The organism is Pseudoalteromonas sp. CF6-2 (assembly GCF_021729425.1).
Lineage (GTDB): Bacteria > Pseudomonadota > Gammaproteobacteria > Enterobacterales > Alteromonadaceae > Pseudoalteromonas > Pseudoalteromonas arabiensis.
In genome coordinates this window covers 1,739,548-1,761,642 of record NZ_CP091442.1, presented here as the reverse complement: position 1 = coordinate 1,761,642, position 22,095 = coordinate 1,739,548, and the positions used below count along the sequence as shown (strand labels likewise).

General features: G+C 41.0%; 17 protein-coding genes. 6 read left to right on the top strand and 11 right to left on the bottom strand.

The features are described 5' to 3' along the window. Positions 1-110 precede the first annotated feature (110 nt). Positions 111-1,778: an asparagine synthase B gene (gene asnB / locus L3Q70_RS08105; RefSeq protein WP_193988784.1), complete on the top strand. Its 1,668-nt coding sequence runs from the start codon at positions 111-113 to the stop codon at positions 1,776-1,778. 340 nt (positions 1,779-2,118) lie between these two features. Continuing rightward, positions 2,119-3,693, top strand: a complete 1,575-nt coding sequence (locus L3Q70_RS08100) for a BCCT family transporter (RefSeq protein WP_062569041.1) — start codon at positions 2,119-2,121, stop codon at positions 3,691-3,693. Positions 3,694-3,818: 125 nt separating this feature from the next. Here the strand turns inward: L3Q70_RS08100 and L3Q70_RS08095 are convergent, their stop codons facing one another. The 6 genes from L3Q70_RS08095 to L3Q70_RS08070 form a co-directional block, all read right to left on the bottom strand. Continuing rightward, positions 3,819-4,526 carry a 3'-5' exonuclease gene (locus L3Q70_RS08095; RefSeq protein ID WP_237115207.1) on the bottom strand — a complete coding sequence of 236 codons (708 nt, stop codon included), beginning with the start codon at positions 4,524-4,526 and terminating at the stop codon, positions 3,819-3,821. Further along, complete coding sequence (locus tag L3Q70_RS08090; RefSeq protein ID WP_193988782.1) at positions 4,526-6,424, bottom strand: DUF294 nucleotidyltransferase-like domain-containing protein; 1,899 nt, start codon at positions 6,422-6,424, stop codon at positions 4,526-4,528. The genes L3Q70_RS08095 and L3Q70_RS08090 overlap by 1 nt, the downstream gene beginning before the upstream one ends. Before the next feature lie 82 nt (positions 6,425-6,506). Next, positions 6,507-9,584 carry an efflux RND transporter permease subunit gene (locus tag L3Q70_RS08085; protein ID WP_237115206.1) on the bottom strand — a complete coding sequence of 1,026 codons (3,078 nt, stop codon included), beginning with the start codon at positions 9,582-9,584 and terminating at the stop codon, positions 6,507-6,509. Then, positions 9,584-10,561 carry an efflux RND transporter periplasmic adaptor subunit gene (locus L3Q70_RS08080; RefSeq protein ID WP_237115253.1) on the bottom strand — a complete coding sequence of 326 codons (978 nt, stop codon included), beginning with the start codon at positions 10,559-10,561 and terminating at the stop codon, positions 9,584-9,586. The genes L3Q70_RS08085 and L3Q70_RS08080 overlap by 1 nt, the downstream gene beginning before the upstream one ends. 323 nt (positions 10,562-10,884) lie before the next feature. Next, positions 10,885-11,517 carry an outer membrane beta-barrel protein gene (locus L3Q70_RS08075; RefSeq protein WP_237115205.1) on the bottom strand — a complete coding sequence of 211 codons (633 nt, stop codon included), beginning with the start codon at positions 11,515-11,517 and terminating at the stop codon, positions 10,885-10,887. 233 nt (positions 11,518-11,750) lie between these two features. Continuing rightward, positions 11,751-12,758, bottom strand: a complete 1,008-nt coding sequence (locus tag L3Q70_RS08070) for a rhodanese-related sulfurtransferase (protein WP_237115204.1) — start codon at positions 12,756-12,758, stop codon at positions 11,751-11,753. Positions 12,759-12,957: 199 nt separating this feature from the next. On the opposite strand from L3Q70_RS08070, the gene L3Q70_RS08065 reads away from it, so the two are divergent. The 4 genes from L3Q70_RS08065 to L3Q70_RS08050 all read left to right on the top strand — a co-directional run bounded on the left by L3Q70_RS08065 (position 12,958) and on the right by L3Q70_RS08050 (position 17,529). Beyond that, positions 12,958-14,283 (top strand): DEAD/DEAH box helicase, encoded by a 1,326-nt coding sequence (locus L3Q70_RS08065; protein ID WP_237115252.1) that lies wholly within the window; start codon positions 12,958-12,960, stop codon positions 14,281-14,283. A 2-nt stretch (positions 14,284-14,285) separates the two neighbouring features. Beyond that, on the top strand, positions 14,286-15,116 hold the full coding sequence (locus tag L3Q70_RS08060) for a S1-like domain-containing RNA-binding protein (RefSeq protein ID WP_062569035.1): 831 nt from the start codon (positions 14,286-14,288) through the stop codon (positions 15,114-15,116). Between the two features lie 503 nt (positions 15,117-15,619). After that, positions 15,620-16,624 (top strand): hypothetical protein, encoded by a 1,005-nt coding sequence (locus tag L3Q70_RS08055; RefSeq protein ID WP_237115203.1) that lies wholly within the window; start codon positions 15,620-15,622, stop codon positions 16,622-16,624. A gap of 113 nt (positions 16,625-16,737) precedes the next feature. After that, the gene (locus tag L3Q70_RS08050; protein ID WP_237115202.1) at positions 16,738-17,529 is read left to right on the top strand and encodes an MBL fold metallo-hydrolase; all 792 of its coding nucleotides are present in this window, start codon (positions 16,738-16,740) and stop codon (positions 17,527-17,529) included. A 294-nt stretch (positions 17,530-17,823) separates the two neighbouring features. Here L3Q70_RS08050 and pyrF read toward each other — a convergent pair whose 3' ends face one another. From pyrF to rpsA, 5 genes are all read right to left on the bottom strand, one after another. Beyond that, positions 17,824-18,528 carry an orotidine-5'-phosphate decarboxylase gene (pyrF, locus tag L3Q70_RS08045; protein WP_193988776.1) on the bottom strand — a complete coding sequence of 235 codons (705 nt, stop codon included), beginning with the start codon at positions 18,526-18,528 and terminating at the stop codon, positions 17,824-17,826. Positions 18,529-18,560: 32 nt separating this feature from the next. Beyond that, a complete protein-coding gene (gene lapB / locus L3Q70_RS08040) occupies positions 18,561-19,697 on the bottom strand; it encodes a lipopolysaccharide assembly protein LapB (protein WP_062569029.1) in 1,137 nt (378 codons plus the stop codon). A 2-nt stretch (positions 19,698-19,699) separates the two neighbouring features. Then, complete coding sequence (locus L3Q70_RS08035; RefSeq protein ID WP_062569028.1) at positions 19,700-19,981, bottom strand: LapA family protein; 282 nt, start codon at positions 19,979-19,981, stop codon at positions 19,700-19,702. A 20-nt stretch (positions 19,982-20,001) separates the two neighbouring features. Further along, complete coding sequence (gene ihfB / locus L3Q70_RS08030) at positions 20,002-20,289, bottom strand: integration host factor subunit beta (protein WP_062569027.1); 288 nt, start codon at positions 20,287-20,289, stop codon at positions 20,002-20,004. A gap of 62 nt (positions 20,290-20,351) precedes the next feature. After that, positions 20,352-22,019, bottom strand: coding sequence for a 30S ribosomal protein S1 (rpsA, locus tag L3Q70_RS08025; protein ID WP_062569026.1), 1,668 nt, complete (start codon positions 22,017-22,019; stop codon positions 20,352-20,354). Between the last annotated feature and the right edge of the window lie 76 nt (positions 22,020-22,095).

Here is a 22,095-nt window from a genome sequence, read left to right as displayed (position 1 = left end):
CTTAAATATTTAGAAAACCTGTGTGACTTAGGTAATTATTTCTGTTAAAACAAAGGTTCGCAGTTTTAAATTTATGTTAACTGCACACATAATAGGAATGAGGAGTCACTATGTGTTCAATTTTTGGTGTATTAGATATTAAATCTGATCCCACACAATTGCGTGGTCAAGCAATTGAGATGTCAAAACTTTTAAGACACCGCGGGCCTGATTGGTCTGGCGTATATTCGTCTGATAAAGCGATTTTAGTTCATGAACGCCTTGCTATTGTCGGTGTATCAAGTGGTGCCCAACCACTGTATAACCCTGAACGTACTAATATACTTGCTGTTAATGGTGAAATTTATAACCACAAAGAATTAGCTGCAAATCTAGAAACCGATTTTACTTTTCAAACGCAATCAGACTGTGAAGTAATATTGGCTTTATACAAGCAGAAAGGTCCTGAATTTTTAGACGACTTAAATGGTATTTTTGCGTTTTGTTTATACGACGAAGAGCAAGATGCCTACTTAATAGGCCGTGACCATATCGGTATTATTCCACTTTATACGGGTCATGATGAGCATGGTAACTTTTATGTAGCCTCAGAATTAAAAGCACTTTCGCCAATTTGTAAACACATTGAAGAGTTCCCTCCTGGGCACTTCTTATGGAGCAAAGATGGTCAATTACGAAAATACTACGCCCGCGATTGGCAAAGCTATGATGCAGTAAAAGACAACGATGCTAAAGTTAGTGATGTAAAACAAGGGTTAGAAGCGGCTGTTAAACGCCAATTAATGTGTGATGTTCCTTATGGTGTATTACTATCTGGTGGTTTAGATTCATCGGTTATTTCTGCTATAACGCAACGTTTTGCTGCAAAACGGATTGAAGATAACGACGAATCTGATGCATGGTGGCCAAAGCTTCATTCATTTTCGGTTGGGCTTGAAGGTTCACCTGACTTAGCTGCGGCACAAAAAGTAGCTGATATGATTGGCACGGTTCACCACCCTATTCACTTTACGATACAAGAAGGTATTGATGCACTACGTGAAGTGATTTATCACATCGAAACGTATGACGTAACCACCATCCGCGCCTCAACGCCAATGTATTTAATGGCACGCCAAATCAAAGCCATGGGTATTAAAATGGTATTATCGGGTGAAGGTGCTGACGAATTATTTGGTGGTTATTTATACTTCCATAAAGCACCAAATGCGCAAGAGTTCCATGAAGAACTTAACCGTAAAGTGTCTAAGCTTCATATGTTTGACTGCTTACGTGCTAATAAATCGATGGCTGCATGGGGGGTTGAAGCACGTGTACCGTTCTTAGACAAAGAGTTTGTTGATGTCGCAATGCGTATCAACCCTGAAGCAAAAATGTGTAAAGACGGCAAAATCGAAAAACACATTATTCGTGAAGCATTCGACGGCTACCTACCAGATGAAGTACTGTGGCGTCAAAAAGAGCAATTTTCTGATGGCGTGGGTTATAACTGGATTGATACTTTAAAAGAGTATGTGAACGAGCAAGTAAGCGACCAAGATCTGGCTAATGCAAAATACAAATACCCAATTAATACGCCTGATTCTAAAGAAGCCTATTTCTATCGTAGTATTTTTGAAGAACACTTCCCAGGTGATGCCGCCGCTAAATGTGTTCCTCATGGAAAGTCTGTTGCATGTTCAACACCTGAAGCTCTAGCTTGGGATGAATCATTCCAAAACAATGCAGATCCTTCTGGTCGTGCTGCTGGCGTTCACAACGACGCGTATAAAAAATAAGCTTTTAATATTATGCTGCAAGTTCCGCTTGCAGCTATTTAATCAATGTAACAATCTAGCATCTCAAAAATTTCACTGTCATCAAATAATTACCTATCTACACCACAACTGTTTAAATTACATTCAAATGAGCTAAAAAACTGTATTTATTCGGATATTTAGGGACAAAAGCATTTACATTTGTGTACGACCTCCTACACTAAAGATTAATCATGGGCACTATTATGATTAGTATTCAAACTATTTTTAAATTTCGAACGTAAAAATACTGATATAGCTAATTTGTGTGCCTACCGGCCGTTTAGCTATCTGCTAAATAAAATTACAACAAGAGGTATTCATGAGCGAACATCATGACAAGTACAGTATCGACAATACAGATTACACTGTCGGTCAGGACAATGTACAAAAATGGGGCTTTGATGTGCATAACCCCGTGTTTGGTATTAGTGCAGGCTTAATTGCGCTATTTTTAGTGGCTACACTCATTTCTGACGCAGAAACCGCTAAATTAACCCTTAACGGCATTAAGAATGACATTATTAATAATTTTGATGGCTTTTTTATGTGGTCAGCAAACTTATTCGTATTGTTTTGCTTGGCGTTAATTGTGTCTCCTTACGGTAATATCCGCCTTGGTGGCAAAGAAGCGCGACCAACCCACTCTCGTATTTCATGGCTGGCAATGCTATTTGCAGCAGGTATGGGTATTGGCTTAATGTTTTGGGGTGTAGCTGAGCCCGTTGCCTATTTTACAGGCTGGTATGAAACACCACTCGGCGTTGAAGCTAACACGCCAGAAGCTGCCAAACTAGCAATGGGTGCAACTATGTTCCATTGGGGTTTACACCCTTGGGCAATTTACGCGGTGGTTTCACTTTCACTCGCATTCTTTTGTTATAACAAAGGCCTGCCGTTATCTATTCGCTCGATTTTTTACCCTATTTTAGGTGACAAAGCGTGGGGCTGGCCTGGTCACCTTATTGACATTCTGGCTGTGCTTGCAACCTTATTTGGTCTAGCGACCTCACTTGGTTTAGGTGCACAACAAGCTGCTGCTGGTATTAATCATGTATTTGGAACCGATGGCGGCATTGGCTTACAAATTGGCGTTATTGTTGGTGTGACTTTACTTGCTGTGATTTCTGTCGTTCGCGGTATCGACGGTGGTGTAAAACTACTTAGTAATGTAAACATGATTATCGCTTTTGTATTACTCGTGTTTGTTGCACTTGTTGGTTTTTCTGCAGCATTTGGCAACCTTTCTAATACAGTAATGGGTTATGTCGAAAACATTATTCCACTGAGTAACCCGCATGGCCGTGAAGATGAAACCTGGATGCACGGTTGGACTGTATTCTACTGGGCTTGGTGGATTTCATGGTCACCGTTTGTAGGTATGTTCATTGCGCGCGTATCTGAAGGACGTACAATTCGTGAGTTCTTAATTGCTGTATTACTCGTGCCTACCGTTGTTACTATCTTCTGGATGTCAATTTATGGCGGTATCGCAATTGAGCAAGTGGTGGATAAAGTGGGTGTACTTGGAGAAAAAGGCTTAACCGATGTACCACTGGCTATGTTCCAAATGTTTGAAGCTTTACCTATGTCACAAGTGCTTTCATTCATTGCAATTGTGCTGGTACTCGTGTTCTTTATCACTTCGTCTGATTCAGGTTCACTCGTTATCGATTCGATTACCGCAGGCGGTAAGGTCGATGCGCCTGTGCCACAGCGCATTTTCTGGGCGACCATTGAAGGTGCAATTGCTGCTGCTCTAGTTTGGATTGGCGGCACGCAAGCTATCGAGGCATTACAAGCTGGCGCTGTATCGACTGGCTTACCTTTCACATTTGTATTGCTGCTTATGTGTGTGAGCTTGCTGCTTGGTTTAAAAACCGAGCCAAGAAACTAATCAATTAAACATGTAAAAAACGCCGCATCTGCGGCGTTTTTTAAATGAACTGTTCTATTAATGCGTTTTCAGAATTGCTGCTTAATGTTTGTATACTTCCCCACCACCATCTCAGCCTCGTTAGTTTAAACAATCAATTCGCTTAATGGGGTATCGGGGCGATAATGATATGCGATTTGAGCTTGCAATAACTCTGCTGTCGCGATCGCATCATTGAGTGCATTGTGATTTTGATAAACGGGTAGAGAGTAGCGAGATCGTGAATCAGCTAAACGCACAGAACCGAGCTTTGTATTTAATAATCGTCCTAATAGGCCTTGCTTTGCTTTGAGTGCTCTTCTCTCCAACTCAAGCGTGTCTATCACTGCAAATTCGAGACCTTCGCCTAATCGTGCTTTAAGCGCTTGAAATAGAAAGTGCCGTTCAATAGGCGCAAAATGCACAACAATCAGCTTGCCTTGCAAAGCATCAAGCAGTGGTTCCATAATCGATGTAAAGTCAGGAGCTTCGCTTACCTCTGAATGAGTTATGCCATGAATAACAATAGACTCTTCAGCGAGTTTTTGTCTTGGTTGCACGACCCAATGCTGACTATGTTTACAAAAAATACGCCTTACATTAAATGGCACTAACCCGACACTGACAATATCATCTTTATCAAAATTTAGACCGGTCGTCTCAAAGTCTAACGCAACCAATGGTACTTCACTAATCGGTAAGCTGCCATTTGATATAGTCGACTGGTAAAAATGTTTAATTAATGGATGCGTACTTTTTTCAGCTAACTGCTCATAGCGCTTAGGCCAATCAAATTTTGAAGGGTTAACGGCCATTATTTCATTCCTGAATTGGCAGAGTAGCGAAATTTTAAGAAGTTTTGCGCTTTATCTAAAATAGCGAACGCCTCTTTTAAGTTTCGCTGCTCAAAAGGCGATAGCAAATGTGGCTCTAAATCGTTATCAGGTTCTTCATCGAGCATTTCAATTTGCCACGCTTGATGTCGAATGCGGATCATAGCGATATATTCAAGGGCATCTCGTAAGTCTTGCGCTTTGCCTTCGGGAAGAAGCTTTGCATCGATAATGTCTTCAAGACGCTCAAAGGAATTTTGCTTTCGACTGCCAATTGCCAGTGCGTGTACACGTATAACATCAGACAAAGGTGCTGTCCCACGGCGTTTCAAATTCATAGAGCGTTTGTGCTGACCATTGTGCTCTAAAACAAAATCTTTAAAAAAGCCTAGCGGTGGGGTTCGATTACGCGCATTCGCTGCCATATTGGCTAAGAATCGTTTATTGCTACGCCCTTCTTTTGCAATAAAACGTTTTAATTCATCAGCCCATTTGGTTTTGCCGTAAACGCCGTCCAAATCAAAAAAGATTGAACTGTGTAATAAAGCTTGAGGCTTAGGCTCTGCTATCCAGCCTGCAAATTGTTCTTGCCATTGTTCTCGTGTTAAACGCCACTTTTTAAATGACGCCATAATTTCACCGTCGCAGTACTTATAACCACACTCAGCCAAGCCATCACAGACAAAATCAGCGAGCTTTTGGAAATAATCATCGTGCATAGACTCATCAAAACTATTATCAAGAATAATGGCATTGTCTTGGTCGGTCACAATTAACTGCTCATCTCGGGCCATAGACCCTAATGCGATAAAACAATACGGAACAGGCGGTGGGCCAAATTGCTCTTCAGCTAAATCAAGCAAGCGCTGTTTAAATGTGCGCCCTATTACGGCCATTGCCGTGCCAATCATGTGTGAATTAGCATCTTCATTCACCATACGCACAAACACATTAGGAAGTTGCCTTGCATAATGTGCTAAATCTTCCACCGATTGCTGCGCTAAGATACCGCGCACTAATAACAAGCTACTTTGCGACTCGTAACGTAAAATATCGGATAATGAAATAACACCTATAGGCTTTTTCTTCACCACTATGGGGAGATGATGAATATTGTCTCTAAGCATGGCGAGAACAGCTTCAAATACATACGCATTGCTATCAAGGAGTAGTAAATCTGTTTGCATTATTTGCTGAGCATGTGACTCATAACTCAGCCCTTTAGCAATTACACTTGAGCGTAAGTCTCTGTCGGTAATGATCCCCACTACTTGGCCGTCATCATCATCGGGGTCATCACTAATAGGTTTGTCTGCATCAGTGACTAGAACAGAGGAAACCGACTCTTGTGTCATTACCTGCGCCACCATTTGAACTGTCGCATCTTTGGCAACCGTGACAACATCACGATGCAATAAAGATTTTACCTTAGCTGTGGTTAAATCGTTACTATCAGCTTGCTCAACGATTGCTTGATGTAAACGCACATTACCGTCGGCTTCAAAAAAATCCGCAAAGGCATCAAACTGGTCACAATACTGATTAAATAACTCTACATTGATACAATAAACAAGTGTGTCTTCAAGTGCTTTTGCTGGAAACCGAACTTTACGATTCATTAGCAAACCCATTTGCCCAAAAATACCGCCAATAGTTAAACGGTTATACAAGTCTCCGTCACGACGATACATTTCAACCGCACCGGTACGAATAACGTATAAATCAGCGATATCTTCGCCATAATTTAATATTTGTGTACCTGCGCGAAAATAAGCAATTTCAACTTGTGATGCGAGTTTATTAATGGCCTCATCAGGGAGATCATCAAAAGGAGCATGATCTTTCAAAAATTGGGCAATATCGATGTGTTCGGCTTGCATATGCGTACCTAGTTAGAAACTTTTTCTTGATTGTGAGCGTAATCGGCTATTTTTTCAAAGAAAAATAGCCGATTTTAATGAATTAAGCTTTTTCAAGCTCATCGGCAAGTAGTTTAGACTCATCCCCTCTTGGTTTAGTAAAGCGCGCTAAACCGAGGTAAATAACTGGAGTTAAATAAAGCGTAAATAACACAGCAAGGGCTAAACCTCCAAATACAACCCAGCCTATTGCATTTCGTGCTTCGGCTCCCGCCCCGGTTGAAAGAATGAGCGGTAAAGCACCCAGTAAAGTTGAAACCAATGTCATGGCAATAGGTCGTAAACGCACCAAAGCGGCTTCTTCGACTGCAACTCTAACAGAGCGGCCTTGATCCCGTAACTGGTCAGCAAACTCCACCAATAAAATCGCATTTTTAGCAATCAAACCAATTAACATCACAAGGCCTATTTGTGAGTAAATGTTCAATGAGGTACCCGTTAAATACAGGGCTAATATTGCCGATGTAATACCGAACGGTACGGTTATCATTACCACTATGGCACTATTAACGCTCTCAAACTGGGCTGCCAACACCAGTAGCACAATTAAGAATGCTAAAACATAGGTTACCAGTACTTCATTGGCGGTTTCTTCAAAGGTAAGGGCTTCACCTTTAAACGCGAGACTAATACCACTTGGTAAACTTTGCTGAGAAATTTCACGAATTTTAGTTACCAGCTCAGCGATTGTCACATCCTCAGGTAACTCCATGCTTAGCTCAATAGCTCTTCGCTGTGCATGACGCTCAAGCTCTGCAGCAACCCCTTCTTCCGTAATAGTTGCGACGCTGCTAAGTGGTACTAGCTCCCCATCGCGCGTGCCAACATAGAGATTAGCTAAATCGCCAGGGTTCGTTATTGTTTGGTTTTGAGCTTGCAGCATAATTGGGATTGATTGATCACCAATGTTTAAATCGGCGATATCATCACCATTGATTGCCGCTCGAAGCGTCACTGATATATCACTGAGCGATACCCCTAGCTCTTCAGCGCGGCGCCTATCAATATTAACCCGCAATTGTGGCTGCGATGGCTGATACGAAATACGCACAGGGGCAACAGCAGGCATCGCTTTTTCAATTTCAGCAGAGAAGTCTTGTGCGGCTTTAAATATCTCTAAATAGTCTTGGCCAAGTAGTGCAAGCTCGATTCCCCCACCTTGACCACGTAAGTTCAAGCTATTTGAGCCACCAGGATAACCCGCAGCACCTGGAATATTACCTAATGGTTCGCGAATTTTATCAATAATCTCTTGCTGACTAAAATGACGTTCATCCCAATGCTTTAACGGTACTGTAATGAATACGATGTTAGGATCCCACTGCCCAACCACAGTGTAAATTGACTCAATTTCTCCGCTTTCAACATACGGTAATAAAATATCTTCCATCTGCACGGCTTGCCTATCCATAAAATTAAGGCCAACCCCATCTGGGCCACGGGCAAAAATCCGAATTTTGCCGCGATCTTCTGTTGGTAATAACTCATTATCTAAATTGAAATAAAGTGCACCAGAGCCTGCAGCAACCAATAAACACGCAAAAAATGTTAACCACGCATGTTCAAGCACACCATGAATAGAGCGTTTATAAATCGCTGCTAAACCATGTCCCAATTTAGCGAAAGGATGAAAACCACCTTGCTTTAATTTCAGCTTAGAGGTCAATGCTGGTACTAATGAAAGGGCTACAAAGCTGGAAATAATGACTGCACCGGCCAGTACCCCACCAAATTCTCTAAACAGTCGCCCTGCTGTTGAAGGTAAAAAGGCGATAGGCACAAATACTGCTGCAAGTACTGCGGTCGTTGCCACTACTGCAAAAAAAACTTCACGGGTGCCAATAACCGCTGCTGCACGTCTGCCCAACCCTAAACCACGCTGACGCTGTATGTTTTCACTCACCACAATCGCATCATCAACAATTAGGCCTGTTGCTAACACTAACGCCAGTAAAGTTAAAATATTAATCGAAAAACCAAGTGCCCAAATAAGCGCGAGCGATCCAATTAATGCCACAGGTATTGCAAAGGCAGGAACAAGGGTTGCTCGCCATGAGCCAATAAACACCCACAGCGTAATCACCACCAGCAACACTGTCAGTAATAAAGAGTTGATAACTTCATCAACGGAGCTTCTAATAAACTGTGCGTCATCAGAGGTAAGCGTAAACTCCATTTCAGGAAAACGTTCGCGCATTCTTTCAATTAAGCTAAGAACTTCATCAGATATTTCGATAGTATTTGACTGTGCTTGGCGAATAATTTCCATACCAATCACAGGCGTGCCATTGAGTCTTACGAATGAACGTGGATCTGCAGGGCCAAAATACACCGCAGCGACATCACCAATTCGAGTATCATCACGAACAATAATATCGGCTACCTGCTCAGCAGAAATAGATGTTGCATCGGCACGCACAATCACTTGTTGATCGCTCGACTTTAAACTTCCCGCTGGTACGTCAAAAGGCGCTTGGCGAAGCACGTTAGCAATATCAGGCACAGTTAGATTAAAGCTACTCAGTTTAAGTGGGTCTATTCGAACACGTAATACACGTTCGCGGTCGCCGTTTAAGCGTACATCAGCAACCCCTGGAATAGTTAAAAACTGCGGTGCTAAATCGACATCAACGCGCTCTGTTAACGCCTCAAGTGACAAGCTTTCGCTTGATACCGTTAACGATACAACCGCTTCGGCATCGTTATCGGCTTTTATTATAGATACACGTTCAACTTCCTCAGGTAGTTCACGCTGAACACGCGCGACTGATTCTCGAGTTTCATTTGCTGCATCGTCTAAATTTATGCCAGGTCGAAACTCAACCACAATGCGAGCGTTATTCTCTTCACTTTGCGCGCGAATCGACTTTACGCCACTTACCCTTGCTACAGCTCCTTCAAGCTTACTGGTTACTTCGGTATCTACAGTTTCGGGTGAGCCACCAGGAAATGAGGCTGAAACAGTAATTCGAGGTCTATCCACGTCAGGTAATTCACGAACTTCAACACCTGCTATCGCTGCAATACCAGCAATGATGATCAACAAATTCAGCACCACAATTAATACTGGCCGACGTATTGCCATTGATGGTAAATCTTCCATCATAGGTTGCTGTTTCATTATTGCTCCTTGGCCAGTTTAATATCATTAATATGAACTAACTCTTGGCCAGGACGTAAACGCTGAACACCTTCAGTTACGAGTAAATCACCTTGTTTTAATCCACCGGACACGAGTAAACGCCCTGCTAATCGCTGTTCAATTTTGACATCAACACGGGTTGCTTTATTATCAGCGCTTTTCCACACATAAGGACCAGCAGCGCCCCACATCATGGCAGCTTCAGGTACTACAGCGAAATCATCACCAAGTATATTTATATGGACTCGAAAGCTCATCCCCGGCATAAACTGCTTGGCTGAGTTATCAAGTTTTGCTTTCGTTCTTAAAGTGCGCGTTTGTCCATTTATACGCGAATCTAATTGTGCGATTTTTGCCTCGAAAGCTTTCTCGCTAAGCCAAGGAGTCACTTCCACACTGCCTTTGTGACGCAATACATTAACAGCGGCCTCTGGCGCATTAAAGTTAATATAAAGCTCAGTAGTGTCATCAATCGTTGCAATAGCTGTTTGGGTGGTGATCCTATCGCCTACTTCAACATCGGTAAGGCCCATCACGCCACTAAATGGGGCACGCACTTGACGGTCTTCTAATTCAGTTTCAGCCTGAGTTAACTTAACTTTAGCCAGTTCAAATAAGGTTTTAGCATCATCTAGATCACTTTGTGGAACAGCACCTCTGGCATGACTTTCAACTAATCGCTTCATAGTGCGCTCAGTATCTTGTAATGTAATTCGAGCTTCGGTAAGGGCTGCTTTTTGACGGCGAGAATCTAACTCGAGTAACAATTCACCTTTTTCGACATTATCTCCTGGTTTGAAATGTACATGGGTGACTCTATCCCCTACAGCAGGATAAAGTGTTACTGAATGAATTGCCTCAGCGTTACCAACCGCTTTTATTTGCTGTTTTGTTTGTTCTAATGTAACAGGTTGTACGACAACATTTGCTGCATGCGCTACTGTTATAAAGCTAATACAGGCTAAAAATGTCCATGATTGAAATCTGCCAAGCTTCAAAATTTCACCTAAATAAGAATCGTTTTAATTGTTACGAAGTGTAACAGCTTTGTGATCAATAAGAAGATATGTTCGATTAATAGCAGTTCAGTGCGGCTAATGTCATTATAAAGACTGGTTAGGCTTATTAATCAAGGGCTGCAAGCAAAATATTATTAGCTAATTGATATAGCGCTGGTACTGAGTAAAGAGTAAAGAGTAATAATGAGAAGTGAGTAGTATGGCAATGGCTACTCACTTTTTAAATAAATCGAGCGACTAGATGTTTACCTTGGTAACTGTTAAAACCTAAACATAAGCGATGCCACGATTGTTTGTGTTGAGATATCGGCTATGTCTGTTTTTTCATAGTCGATTGTAACCGCTACGTTATCACTAAAACCATAGCCAACACCAAAGCCCGTTAACAAGGATACTCCGGTATCACTTTTTTCAACCACGCTATAAGATTCTGCTGATTCTTGTAAGTAGCTAAAATCATTGTCCCAGACGTACGCACCAGCGTGTGCTCTTAGGAAAAAACTCCCCGTAATTGGGTAAGTGGCAATAATTCGTGTATCAAAGGAAAGTGTTTTAAAATCTCCTTCGTACACAGTTTCCTTGGTCGGTTCATTTTTATTATTGACCGTATCACGATAAATAGTAAAGTTTGCCTCCCCAGGTAAACCGAGCCCCACTTCAACGGCAAAAAATTGGTTAAACTGATAACCATAAAAACCCCTAAAGCCTTTACCTGACTGCTCATCACTGTAATTTAGTGGTGCGAAGGAATCTTGCTCTATCGAAGGGATAAAATTAATATCGTAATTATTATTTTGTAGCGCCAAACCAAAGTAGCTGAATTCATTATTAGAATTGGCATGCGACAGTAACGGCATTAGGCATAGTGCCGCTGTTGTAAGCTTAAGTTTCATAGATATCCTTCTCTTTTTGTTCCAACATTTTTAAATAACTAGCCAAGCTAATAAGCTATATTCAGCGAATTAAAACTCTGTATAAAATATTTGAAAATTAGTTGGTTGTATAAAATTTTTCAAAAGCGGCGCTAATGTACACCACTAAGGAACAACATTAAAGTTTTCACTATTATTAAACGCAAAAAACCCCAGACAATGCTGGGGTTTCTATCAATTCATAAAGCTAAAAATTACTGTTGGCGCTGTGCTTCTTTTTGCGCTTTTTTCGCTTCTTTACGCTTACGAAGTACTTCTTGCGCTTCGTTACCAATGTGACCTTCGCCACGCGCTTGTGCTAATTCAATTTGCTTTTGGCGCTCAGCAAAACGAGCACGTTGCTCTTCTGTTAGGCTGTCGTGACAGTGATGACACGAAACACCTTCCATGTATTCAGGCTTTTGCTTTTCGTCTTCAGTGATTGGCATACGACACGCGTGACATTGGTCGTAAGAACCTTTTTGTAAATCGTGATTTACCGCAACACGGTTATCGAAAACAAAACACTCACCTTCCCACATGGTTTCTTCTTTTGGTACTTCTTCTAAGTACTTAAGAATACCGCCTTCTAGGTGGAACACTTCGTCAAAACCTTGCTCTTTCATATACGCAGTTGATTTTTCACAGCGGATACCACCGGTACAGAACATAGCCACTTTTTTGTGCTTTTCAGGGTCTAGGTTTTCTTTCGCCCACGCAGGGAATTCACGGAATGTTTTGGTGTTTGGATCAACCGCATTTTGAAAAGTACCGATCTCGATTTCGTAATCATTTCGCGTATCGATAAGAATCACTTCAGGGTCTGAAATTAACGCATTCCAATCCGCTGGTTTTACGTATGTACCCACAACTTCACGCGGGTCGATACCTTCAACACCCATAGTGACGATTTCTTTTTTCAGCTTTACCTTAGTACGGTAGAACGGGCATTCGTCATCGTATGACTCTTTAGTGACAATGTTGTCTAGGTTTGGTTGTGAATCTAACCATGCAAGTAGGTTATCGATACCTTCACGTTTAGCAGAAACAGTACCGTTAATACCTTCGGCCGCAAGTAACAAAGTACCGCGTACTTCATTGTCTTCCATTACTTTAAGTAGTGGTTGGCGAATCGCTTCAAAATTAGGAAGGGCTACAAATTTGTAAAGTGCGCAAACAACAAAGTGCTCGCTAGTTACATTGTCTTTATGAACAGCAGTCATGGTGTTACCTTTTGCCTTAAATGCCCATGTGGGGCGTTAACCGAATCGCAAATCCGGCGCATTGAGGGCGAGTATTTTACGCGAATTAGCGATAATTGCAAAAACTGATGCGAAATAGCTGTGTTTTTACTGTCTCCAAGTGAGGCAAGTGCGTTATAATGAACAGGATTTATAAATTTTGCTCATCGGAGATTACGCATTGCATTTTACTGAACTTGGGATTGATACACGCCTCGAAAAACAACTTGCGCATCAAGGCATCACCCAGCCCACTGACATTCAAGCTCACGCGGTACCAACAGCTATCGCAGGCCATGATATTTTTGCACAGTCAAAAACAGGATCGGGCAAAACGCTGGCGTTTTTATTACCTGCTGTACAGCGCGTAATGAAGCAAAAAGCTCTCAGTAAACGCGACCCTCGCGTTTTAATCGTTGCGCCTACCCGCGAATTAGCAACCCAGGTATACAGCCAATTAAGACTATTAATTGCTGGCACAAACATTAGTGCTGTAAAAGTACTGGGTGGTGAAAACTTTAATGACCAAATTAAAGCACTTCGTAAAGACCCACATTTTGTGGTGGCAACTCCGGGGCGTTTAGCTGACCATTTAAGTCAACGCTCATTACAGCTTTCAGGCTTAGAGCTTTTAATTTTTGATGAAGCCGACCGTATTTTAGATTTAGGCTTTACCGAGCAAGTTAAAATGATCAACGAGCTTGCTGATCACCGTTTACGCCAAACGTTATTGTTTTCAGCAACCCTTGACCATGCACAAGTTGATGCCCTGTCACGTAACTTATTACGTTCACCAAAACAAATATTGTTAAGTGCCTCAAATGAGCAACATAGTGACATTACTCAGCAGCTTTATTTAGCTGATCACTTAGATCATAAAGAAGCCCTACTTGAGCACTTTGTAAAACAAGACAATGTTGGTCAGTGTATTATTTTCACCGCAACACGAGCTGACACCCAACGCTTGAGTCAGTTGTTAAATGATAAAGGCTTTAAAGCACAAGCACTCGCGGGTGACTTAACTCAGGCTAAGCGCCTTGAAATTATGGACGCCTTCAGCCGTGAAAACTTCAAAATTTTGATCACCACTGATGTTGCATCACGTGGTCTTGATTTATTAAGCGTGACCCACGTAATTAACTTTGACCTACCAAAACATGCTGAAGAGTATGTGCACCGTATTGGTCGTACAGGTCGCGCAGGCTTTAAAGGCACTGCCATTTCATTAGTTGGCCCGAAAGATTGGCCAAGCTACAAAGCAATTAAAGCATTTTTAAATGATGAATTAAGCTTTTTCAGCGTTGACGGCCTTGTTGGTAAATTCAAAGGTCTGCGTGAGAAAAAGCCAAACACAGTTTGGAAAAAAGCAGAGAAAAAAGTGGCTGCTAAACCTGCAAAACCAAAACGCAAAGCAGCCCCTAAGAAGCCTAAAGCCCCTATTCAAGCACCAATTGATGTAGATGGTTTTGCTCCAATGCGCCGTAAGAAAAAGCCAGAACAGGAATAATAATGAGTATTTTAGGAACCACACAAACCCTTTTCGTTAACGAAATATCTAACGAAGGTGCTTATTTAGATGGCCGTGATTTAGGCGAAGTATTCTTACCAAGCAAAGAAATTGATTACGAACTAGAAGCTGGCGACAGCGTGCAAGTATTCATTTACTTAGATCACGCAGGTCACCCAACAGGCACCACTAAAAAACCTTTAGCTGAAGTGGGCGAATATGCCCTACTACGTGTTAAAGCAATCAACAGCACTGGTGCGTTTTTGGATTGGGGCCTCGAAAAAGACGTACTAGCGCCATACAACGAACAAAAGCCAAAAATGAAAGACGGCTTTTCTTATCTTGTACGTTTATACCTAGATAACGCCAGCCAACGTATTTGTGCATCAAGCAACTTTAATAAGTTTTTATCAAAAGATGAACCAACTTACTCTGTAATGGAAGAAGTTGATTTAATCGTTGCCGGTAAAACAGACCTAGGCTACAAAGTACTTGTAAACGAAGCCCACATTGGTGTTGTTTACTACAACACGGTATTTAAAAAGCTATTTGTTGGCCAGCGTTTAAAAGGCTTTATTCAAAAAGTACGTGAAGACGGCAAAATCGATGTACTACTTGAAAAGCCAGGCATGGGCAAAGTAAACGACCTAGGCGAAAAAATCCTAGACAAATTAAAAGCCGAAGGAGGCGTACTTCACTTAGGTGATAAATCAGACCCTGAAGCAATTAAAAAGACTTTCTCAACCAGTAAAGCAAACTACAAAAAAGCCATTGGCGGTTTGTTTAAGCAAGGTTTGATTGATATTGAAGCGACGTCGATAAGATTGAAGTAAGTTGCGAGATAACAAGATAGTGAATTATTTGAAAGAGTAAGGTGAAAGCTTTACTCTTTTTTTATTCTTAGTAGTTTTATAGTTTTAACGTACGGGTGCCATAAATTTTCTAACGCTATTTTGAGAATTTTTCATTTAGAAGTGAAAGTCAGTATTGTTCCATAAGCAGCCTTTCCGGATTAACTCATCTCTGCCCCAAAATGAGTTCGCGTAACTGCTCTAGAGCTCTGCCTCAAACGAAGATTGAAAATTTTCTTTTGATACAGTCTTTATATTCAAAATTTACAACTTTCACCTATATTCAAGAAAATGAGCAATTTGCGCATTCTTGTCATAAGACCACTTTACCAATTTAAATTATTTTGTTAACTAGCAAAAGGTTAGCTAATTTGATAAAAACGTAGTAATCAGAAAAGTGAGCAGTTGCGTGGTAGAAATATGCGCGATTTGCGCACTATTAAATTGTTAGATGAAGTCCACAATCAAGCAAGGATGATTAATTAATGAAATTTGAGACGAAAGAAGCCGCTGTATTTTTTATTGATATACTTGGAATGAGTGCACTTACTGAAGGCTCAATTGACTTAACTGGAATTGATAAAAAAATTGATACTTCTATCTACGATGTAGAAATCAATGGGGAAAAAGAGCTTTCAAGCCCAAATCAAATTATTGCTGCATGGACTCTCAATCGTTTTAGAGAGGCACTCCGCAATGTTCATTCTAAATTTGATGTAAAAGTTTCGCAGTTATCAGACTGCGCATTTATTTGGTCGGAGAGTAGCAGTGAACTTCTAATGGCCTCATCAAAACTAATGTGGGATCTGACCTTTTCTGGGGTGCTATGTAGAGGTGGTTTAAGCTATGGTGAGGTCATTATTCCAAATAATGACAAGGAATCTTTTGGCTCATTTATTCTTGGTGATGCTGTTACTCGTGCAGCGAAACATGAAGCCAGAGGAAAAGGATGCAGGGTGTTTAGTGATGCAGATGCAATTCATCATTTTCACGAAGATTTTCCAGGTAAAGTAAATTCAACAGTGGTTTCAACTAAAATATACAATGATATTTTTTCTCCAATTACAAACCCTCTAGATTTCAGCATAGTAGATGAATTCAAGTGGTATCTGTTTCATGACCTTAAGGGCATAACAACAAATGCAACCGAGATCAATCATGGCAGGTTGGCCATGTACATGTCAGGGCTTGTTTCAACTCTCAGGCACTCCCCTTATTTCGCGTGGAATTCATTGAATAAGCATGGCCTCATCCAGCTCGCAGGCAGTATAGAAGCAATCTCTACAGATATTGCCGTTCACACTGGTCATGAAGATGCGAAACTCTCTGCTGAATATTCTATGGTCGGGTTGGAAAAGGTAAATCGAAGCCATGACATAGTTAAAAGACATTTTTACCAATACAACGTAAACGCTCTCACTAAAGGTGCACATGAGACACTCAAAGAACGTTTGGAGAATGAAGTGGTAAAAGTACTTGAAGCTGGTTAATCATCTAACAAGGTGCTGCTGTCGGACAAATTTTCCGCTGCGCTCCAAATTTGCCGCAGAGCGCGGCGTTAAATGACAATGTACTATTTAGTATCGCTTAACTAGGATGAGCTATGACAAAATTTAAATGCGTACAATTAATTTCATTGCTATTTTTCAGTTCTACTGTCTTTTCTAGCAATATCCATGTAGAGAAAGTATCTGATCAAGTTCATATTTTGAGTGGAAAGGAGTACGGAACTAATATTGGATTAATAACTACAGAGAATGGTTTGACCTTAATCGATCCCATGCCAGGGGGTGGGCATTTACTAGAGTTAGATAACATAGTTAAGTCAATTTCCAATAAGTCCATAATTTATATCTTGAATACTCACACACATTCAGATCATACGGGTGGTAATGAGTTTTTCATAGAGCAAGGCGCAAAGCTTGTCGAGAGTATTACTACTTCAGATGATCTTGTTCATATTAAAGTGAAGTCACACTCATCGAATGACAATATTTATTACCACAAAATTAGCAATACTATCTTTGTTGGTGATGTTTTCGATACCAGTTGGCACCCAACATTTTATGCAGGTGGATTTCAAGGTTTTAATGATGCGATTGATGCAATTATGAAGCTAGGTGACGAAGAGTCTCTCATAGTGCCCGGCCATGGCGCACCAGCAAGAAAGTTGTCTTTACTAGAATTCAGAAAAAATACTTCAGAATGGATAATGAGAGTCCGAGAGCTACACCAAAAAGGGTGGGATGAAGACCGAATAATGAATGATGCTCAAGCTAAGAGTATTGTGGAAAAATTCAATTTAGGCGGTAGGTCACCATTCCTTCCCCAAGAAGCATTCAAAAGATTTGTAGAAAGAACAATTTCGGTGATAGAAAAAGAGAAAGGCATGTAATAAGGGGTTTAAGGCGGATTCGTAACAGTTGGTTCGATTCCGATTTGCTTCACAAATTTAGCCCACTTTTACTCTCCGCTTAATGCGTTACCAATGTCTAGCCATTGTACAGATCCGTCTGTCGATTCTAACTCATAAATGTCCATAAACGAGTTTATTCGCCCGTCTAATTCTCGTTTGTAGATGACCTAGATAATTTTTTCGGAAATTGCAACAAACAAAAAGAGCACTGTATTTAGCGCGATAAAAACCGTGCCTACAATGCTCTTTAGAAACTGTTTGAAAATAACGAGGTTATTTTAGTGAGTCGTTAATTTCTTTTAGTGTTGCAACTGGGTCTGCCGATTGAGTGATTGGGCGGCCTACAACTAAATAGTCACTGCCATCTTCTACGGCTTGTTTTGGTGTCATGATGCGCTTTTGGTCACCTGCATCGCTGCCTGCAGGACGAATACCAGGGGTAACCAGTTTAAAGTCTGCGCCTAGTTCTGCTTTTAGCTTTTTCGCTTCTTGTGCTGAGCACACTACCCCATCAAGGCCTGATTCTTTGGCAAGCTTTGCGAGGTAAATTACTTGCTCTTCTGGGGTTTTATCTACACCTAAACGAGTAAGCTCTGCGGCATCCATACTGGTTAGTACAGTTACTGCAATCAGTAATGGCGCATCATCACCAAACTGTTCTAAAGCGTGTTTTGCTTTAGTCATCATTTCAACGCCACCAGAGGCATGCACGTTAACCATCCATACACCCATTTTTGCAGCCGCTGTCACAGCTTTAGCCACTGTGTTTGGAATATCGTGAAATTTTAGGTCTAAGAATACATCAAACCCTAAGTCGATTAGTTCCTTAACAAAGCTAGGACCAAAATACGTGAACATTTCTTTACCTACTTTAAGGCGACACGCATCAGGTGATAATTGCTTTACAAACGCAAGAGCTGTTTGTTGATCATCATAATCAAGGGCAATTAATACTTTTTTTGAATCTTCGACAGACATAACTTTCCTAAAAACTAATGGACTAATATGAATTAAAAACCGTCTATGCCACGGCTTGGAACAATTGTTTCCCAGTGCTTACAAGATGGACATACCCAATAAATGGTATGACTGGTAAAGCCACAGTGCTGGCACTGAAAATCAGGTTTGGTTGCGATATAAGACGTTACTAGCTTATCAATTTGATCGAGTACATCTTTAATATCGTTGTTTTGTTTGGCAAGTAGCTGTAATAAAAAGCTAAAGCCACGGATAGTTGGATGACGTTTTAAACTATCCGTTAAAAATTTGATTGCTTGATCAATATGACCTTGTTCTAGTAAAGCTTGGCAGTGTTTTATTTTTATAAGTACCCCACCCTTATCGAGCAACTCGTTGAGTAGCTCATGAAATTGATGAGTTAAATTAAGCTTTTCGTAACTTATAGCTAGCTGTTCAACAAATACAGGGGCAAAAAAGGTAAATTGGCAAATTAGCTCACGCCAATAGTAGATTGCTTTTACGTAGTCTTCTTTAATAAATGCACTGTGGCCAAGCTCATACAATGGGCGAATAGCTTTGTGGTTTAAGCTAATGGCTTTACGCATAATTTGCGTATCATTATCTTGTAAGGCCGCTTCACAGTAAAAGTTGGCAATGGCTTTTATATGCTGAGGCTTAGTGAACAAATCACTGTGCGCCTCGTACATATTGATGCCTTTTTCCCATTCACGGGTTTGTGAATAAAGATTAATAATTGGCTCTAACGCGTCTTTGTTTCCTGCCTTTACAAGCCAAACTAAGTGTTCTTCTGCACCATCTAATAAGCCTGCCATAATATAATCTTCTGCAAGCTCAAGTCGGCTAGTAGCAGCTTGTTGCTCATCAAGGCTTGGGTGTTTTAATAATAGCTCATGAATTTTAATTGCGCGGTCAAGCTCGCCACGGCGGCGGAACATGGTTGCAAGTGTTGAGTAGTGTTCAACTGAATCAGCAGCGACTTCAAGTAGATTAATAAGGTGTTCTAAGCCTTGATCTTCTTCTCTGTCTAAGAGAAATTTAAGGCCTTTAGAATATTCAGAGGTGATTTGTCTATTAAGCTGATGAGCTTGGTTTTTAGCACTGTTTTTACCCATTATCCAACCGTAACCGGCTGCAACGGGTAAAAGTAAAAACAGAAGCTCAATCATGATTAGGTGTCTTTATTAGCAACAAGCTTTTTATTGTTTTTTTCAGGCGCTAACTTTTTCTTTAAGCGATAATTTTGCCACTTTAACTGCGAAAACAGTGTAAAGCTTATAAAACAACCAATGGCGACACCTAAAACAAAGCAGATACTTATTACAACAGCTAAGGGCAACGTATTACTGGCAATTAAATAGTTGATTTGCACCAATTGTGGATTTTGTGAACCAAGTACAAACGCAATAAATAAACACAGCGCTATTAATACAATTTTTAATACCCTAAACAAGTAACTACTCCTGTATAAAACTAGGCAATACTCTCATTTACGCGATCACGTAATTCTTTACCTGGTTTAAAATGTGGTACGTGCTTACCGTCTAACTCAACTGTTTCGCCAGTCTTTGGATTACGACCTGTGCGTGGAGAACGATAATGCAATGAGAAACTTCCAAAGCCACGGATCTCAATACGATCTGAGCTAGATAATGAACCGGCCATTTGTTCAAGAATTTCTTTAACGGCATTTTCAACATCTTTCACTGGGATATGTGCATGTTGTTCAGCTAGTTGTTCTATCAATTCTGACTTAGTCATAACGTTTCCTTAAAAAGAGATAAAGGAAGGGCAAAACTGCCCTTCCAATTAAAGACTATAGATTAGTCTTTTTGAGCATTTTTGAATGCTGCAGCCATTGCGTTTTCGAACGCAGGCTCTTCTTTCTTAAGCTTCTCTAGTACTTCTTTCTCTTCTGCTTCGAAAAGAGCTTTAACTGATAAGCTTAAAGTGCGGTTCTTACGATCAACACCAACGTATTTCGCTTCGATTTCGTCGCCTTCAGAAACTACAGTTGTAGCATCTTCAACACGCTCTTGAGCGATATCAGCTACACGGATGTAACCTTCAACGCCTTCGATTAGCTCAACAGTTGCGCCTTTCGCATCAACTTCAGTCACTTTACCTTTAACAATAGCACCTTTTTTGTTTGCGTCCAGGTAGTTATTGAAAGGGTCAGCTTCGATTTGCTTAACGCCTAGAGAGATACGCTCACGCTCTGGGTCAACTTGCAATACGATAGCAGTGATTTCGTCGCCTTTCTTGAATTCACGTACAGCTTCTTCGCCTGGCGTGTTCCAAGAAATGTCTGAAAGGTGAACAAGACCGTCAATACCGCCTTCAAGACCGATGAAGATACCGAAGTCAGTGATTGATTTGATCTTACCAGTAACTTGGTCGCCTTTGTTTTGTAGACGAGCAAATTCTTGCCATGGGTTAGCAATACATTGCTTAAGACCAAGAGAAATACGACGACGCTCTTCGTCGATTTCAAGAACCATAACTTCAACAGTGTCACCTAGTGAAACAACTTTTGAAGGGTGGATGTTCTTGTTAGTCCAATCCATTTCAGAAACGTGTACTAGACCTTCTACGCCTTCTTCGATTTCAACGAAACAACCGTAGTCAGTAAGGTTAGTTACACGACCAGAAAGCTTAGAACCTTCTGGGTAACGACCAGCGATAGCTGCCCATGGATCTTCGCCAAGCTGTTTAAGGCCTAGAGATACACGAGTCTTCTCTTTGTCGAATTTAAGAACTTTAACTGCGATTTCGTCGCCAACATTAACGATTTCTGAAGGGTGCTTAACACGCTTCCACGCCATGTCTGTGATGTGTAGTAGACCGTCAACACCACCAAGGTCAACGAACGCACCGTAGTCAGTAAGGTTCTTAACGATACCTTTAACTTCTTGACCTTCAACAAGGTTAGCAAGAAGTTCTTCACGCTCTTGTGAGTTTTCTGATTCGATAACTGCACGGCGAGAAACAACAACGTTGTTACGTTTTTGGTCAAGCTTGATTACTTTGAACTCAAGCTCTTTACCTTCAAGGTGAGTTGTGTCACGTACTGGACGAACATCAACAAGTGAACCAGGTAGGAAAGCACGGATTGAATCAACTTCAACAGTGAAACCGCCTTTAACTTTACCGTTGATAACACCAGTAACAGTTTCTTGCTCTTCACACGCTTTCTCAAGACGGATCCATGCTTCGTGACGCTTCGCTTTCTCACGAGAAAGGATAGTTTCACCGAAACCGTCTTCGATTGCATCTAGTGCAACATCTACTTCGTCGCCAACAGCAACTTCTAGTTCACCAGCAGCATTTTTGAATTGCTCAGCAGGGATTGCACTCTCAGATTTAAGACCAGCATCAACAAGTACGATGTTGTTCTCGATTGAGATAACTGTACCTTTAACGATAGAGCCTTGCTCTGCTTCAAAACCCTTTAGGCTTTCTTCAAATAACTGCGCAAAATTTTCTGACATTATACGTCTCTAAATAATTAAATAACCAATTAGCAACCATGCTGCATGGGGTTGTTAAAATAGTACTGGCCTCCTG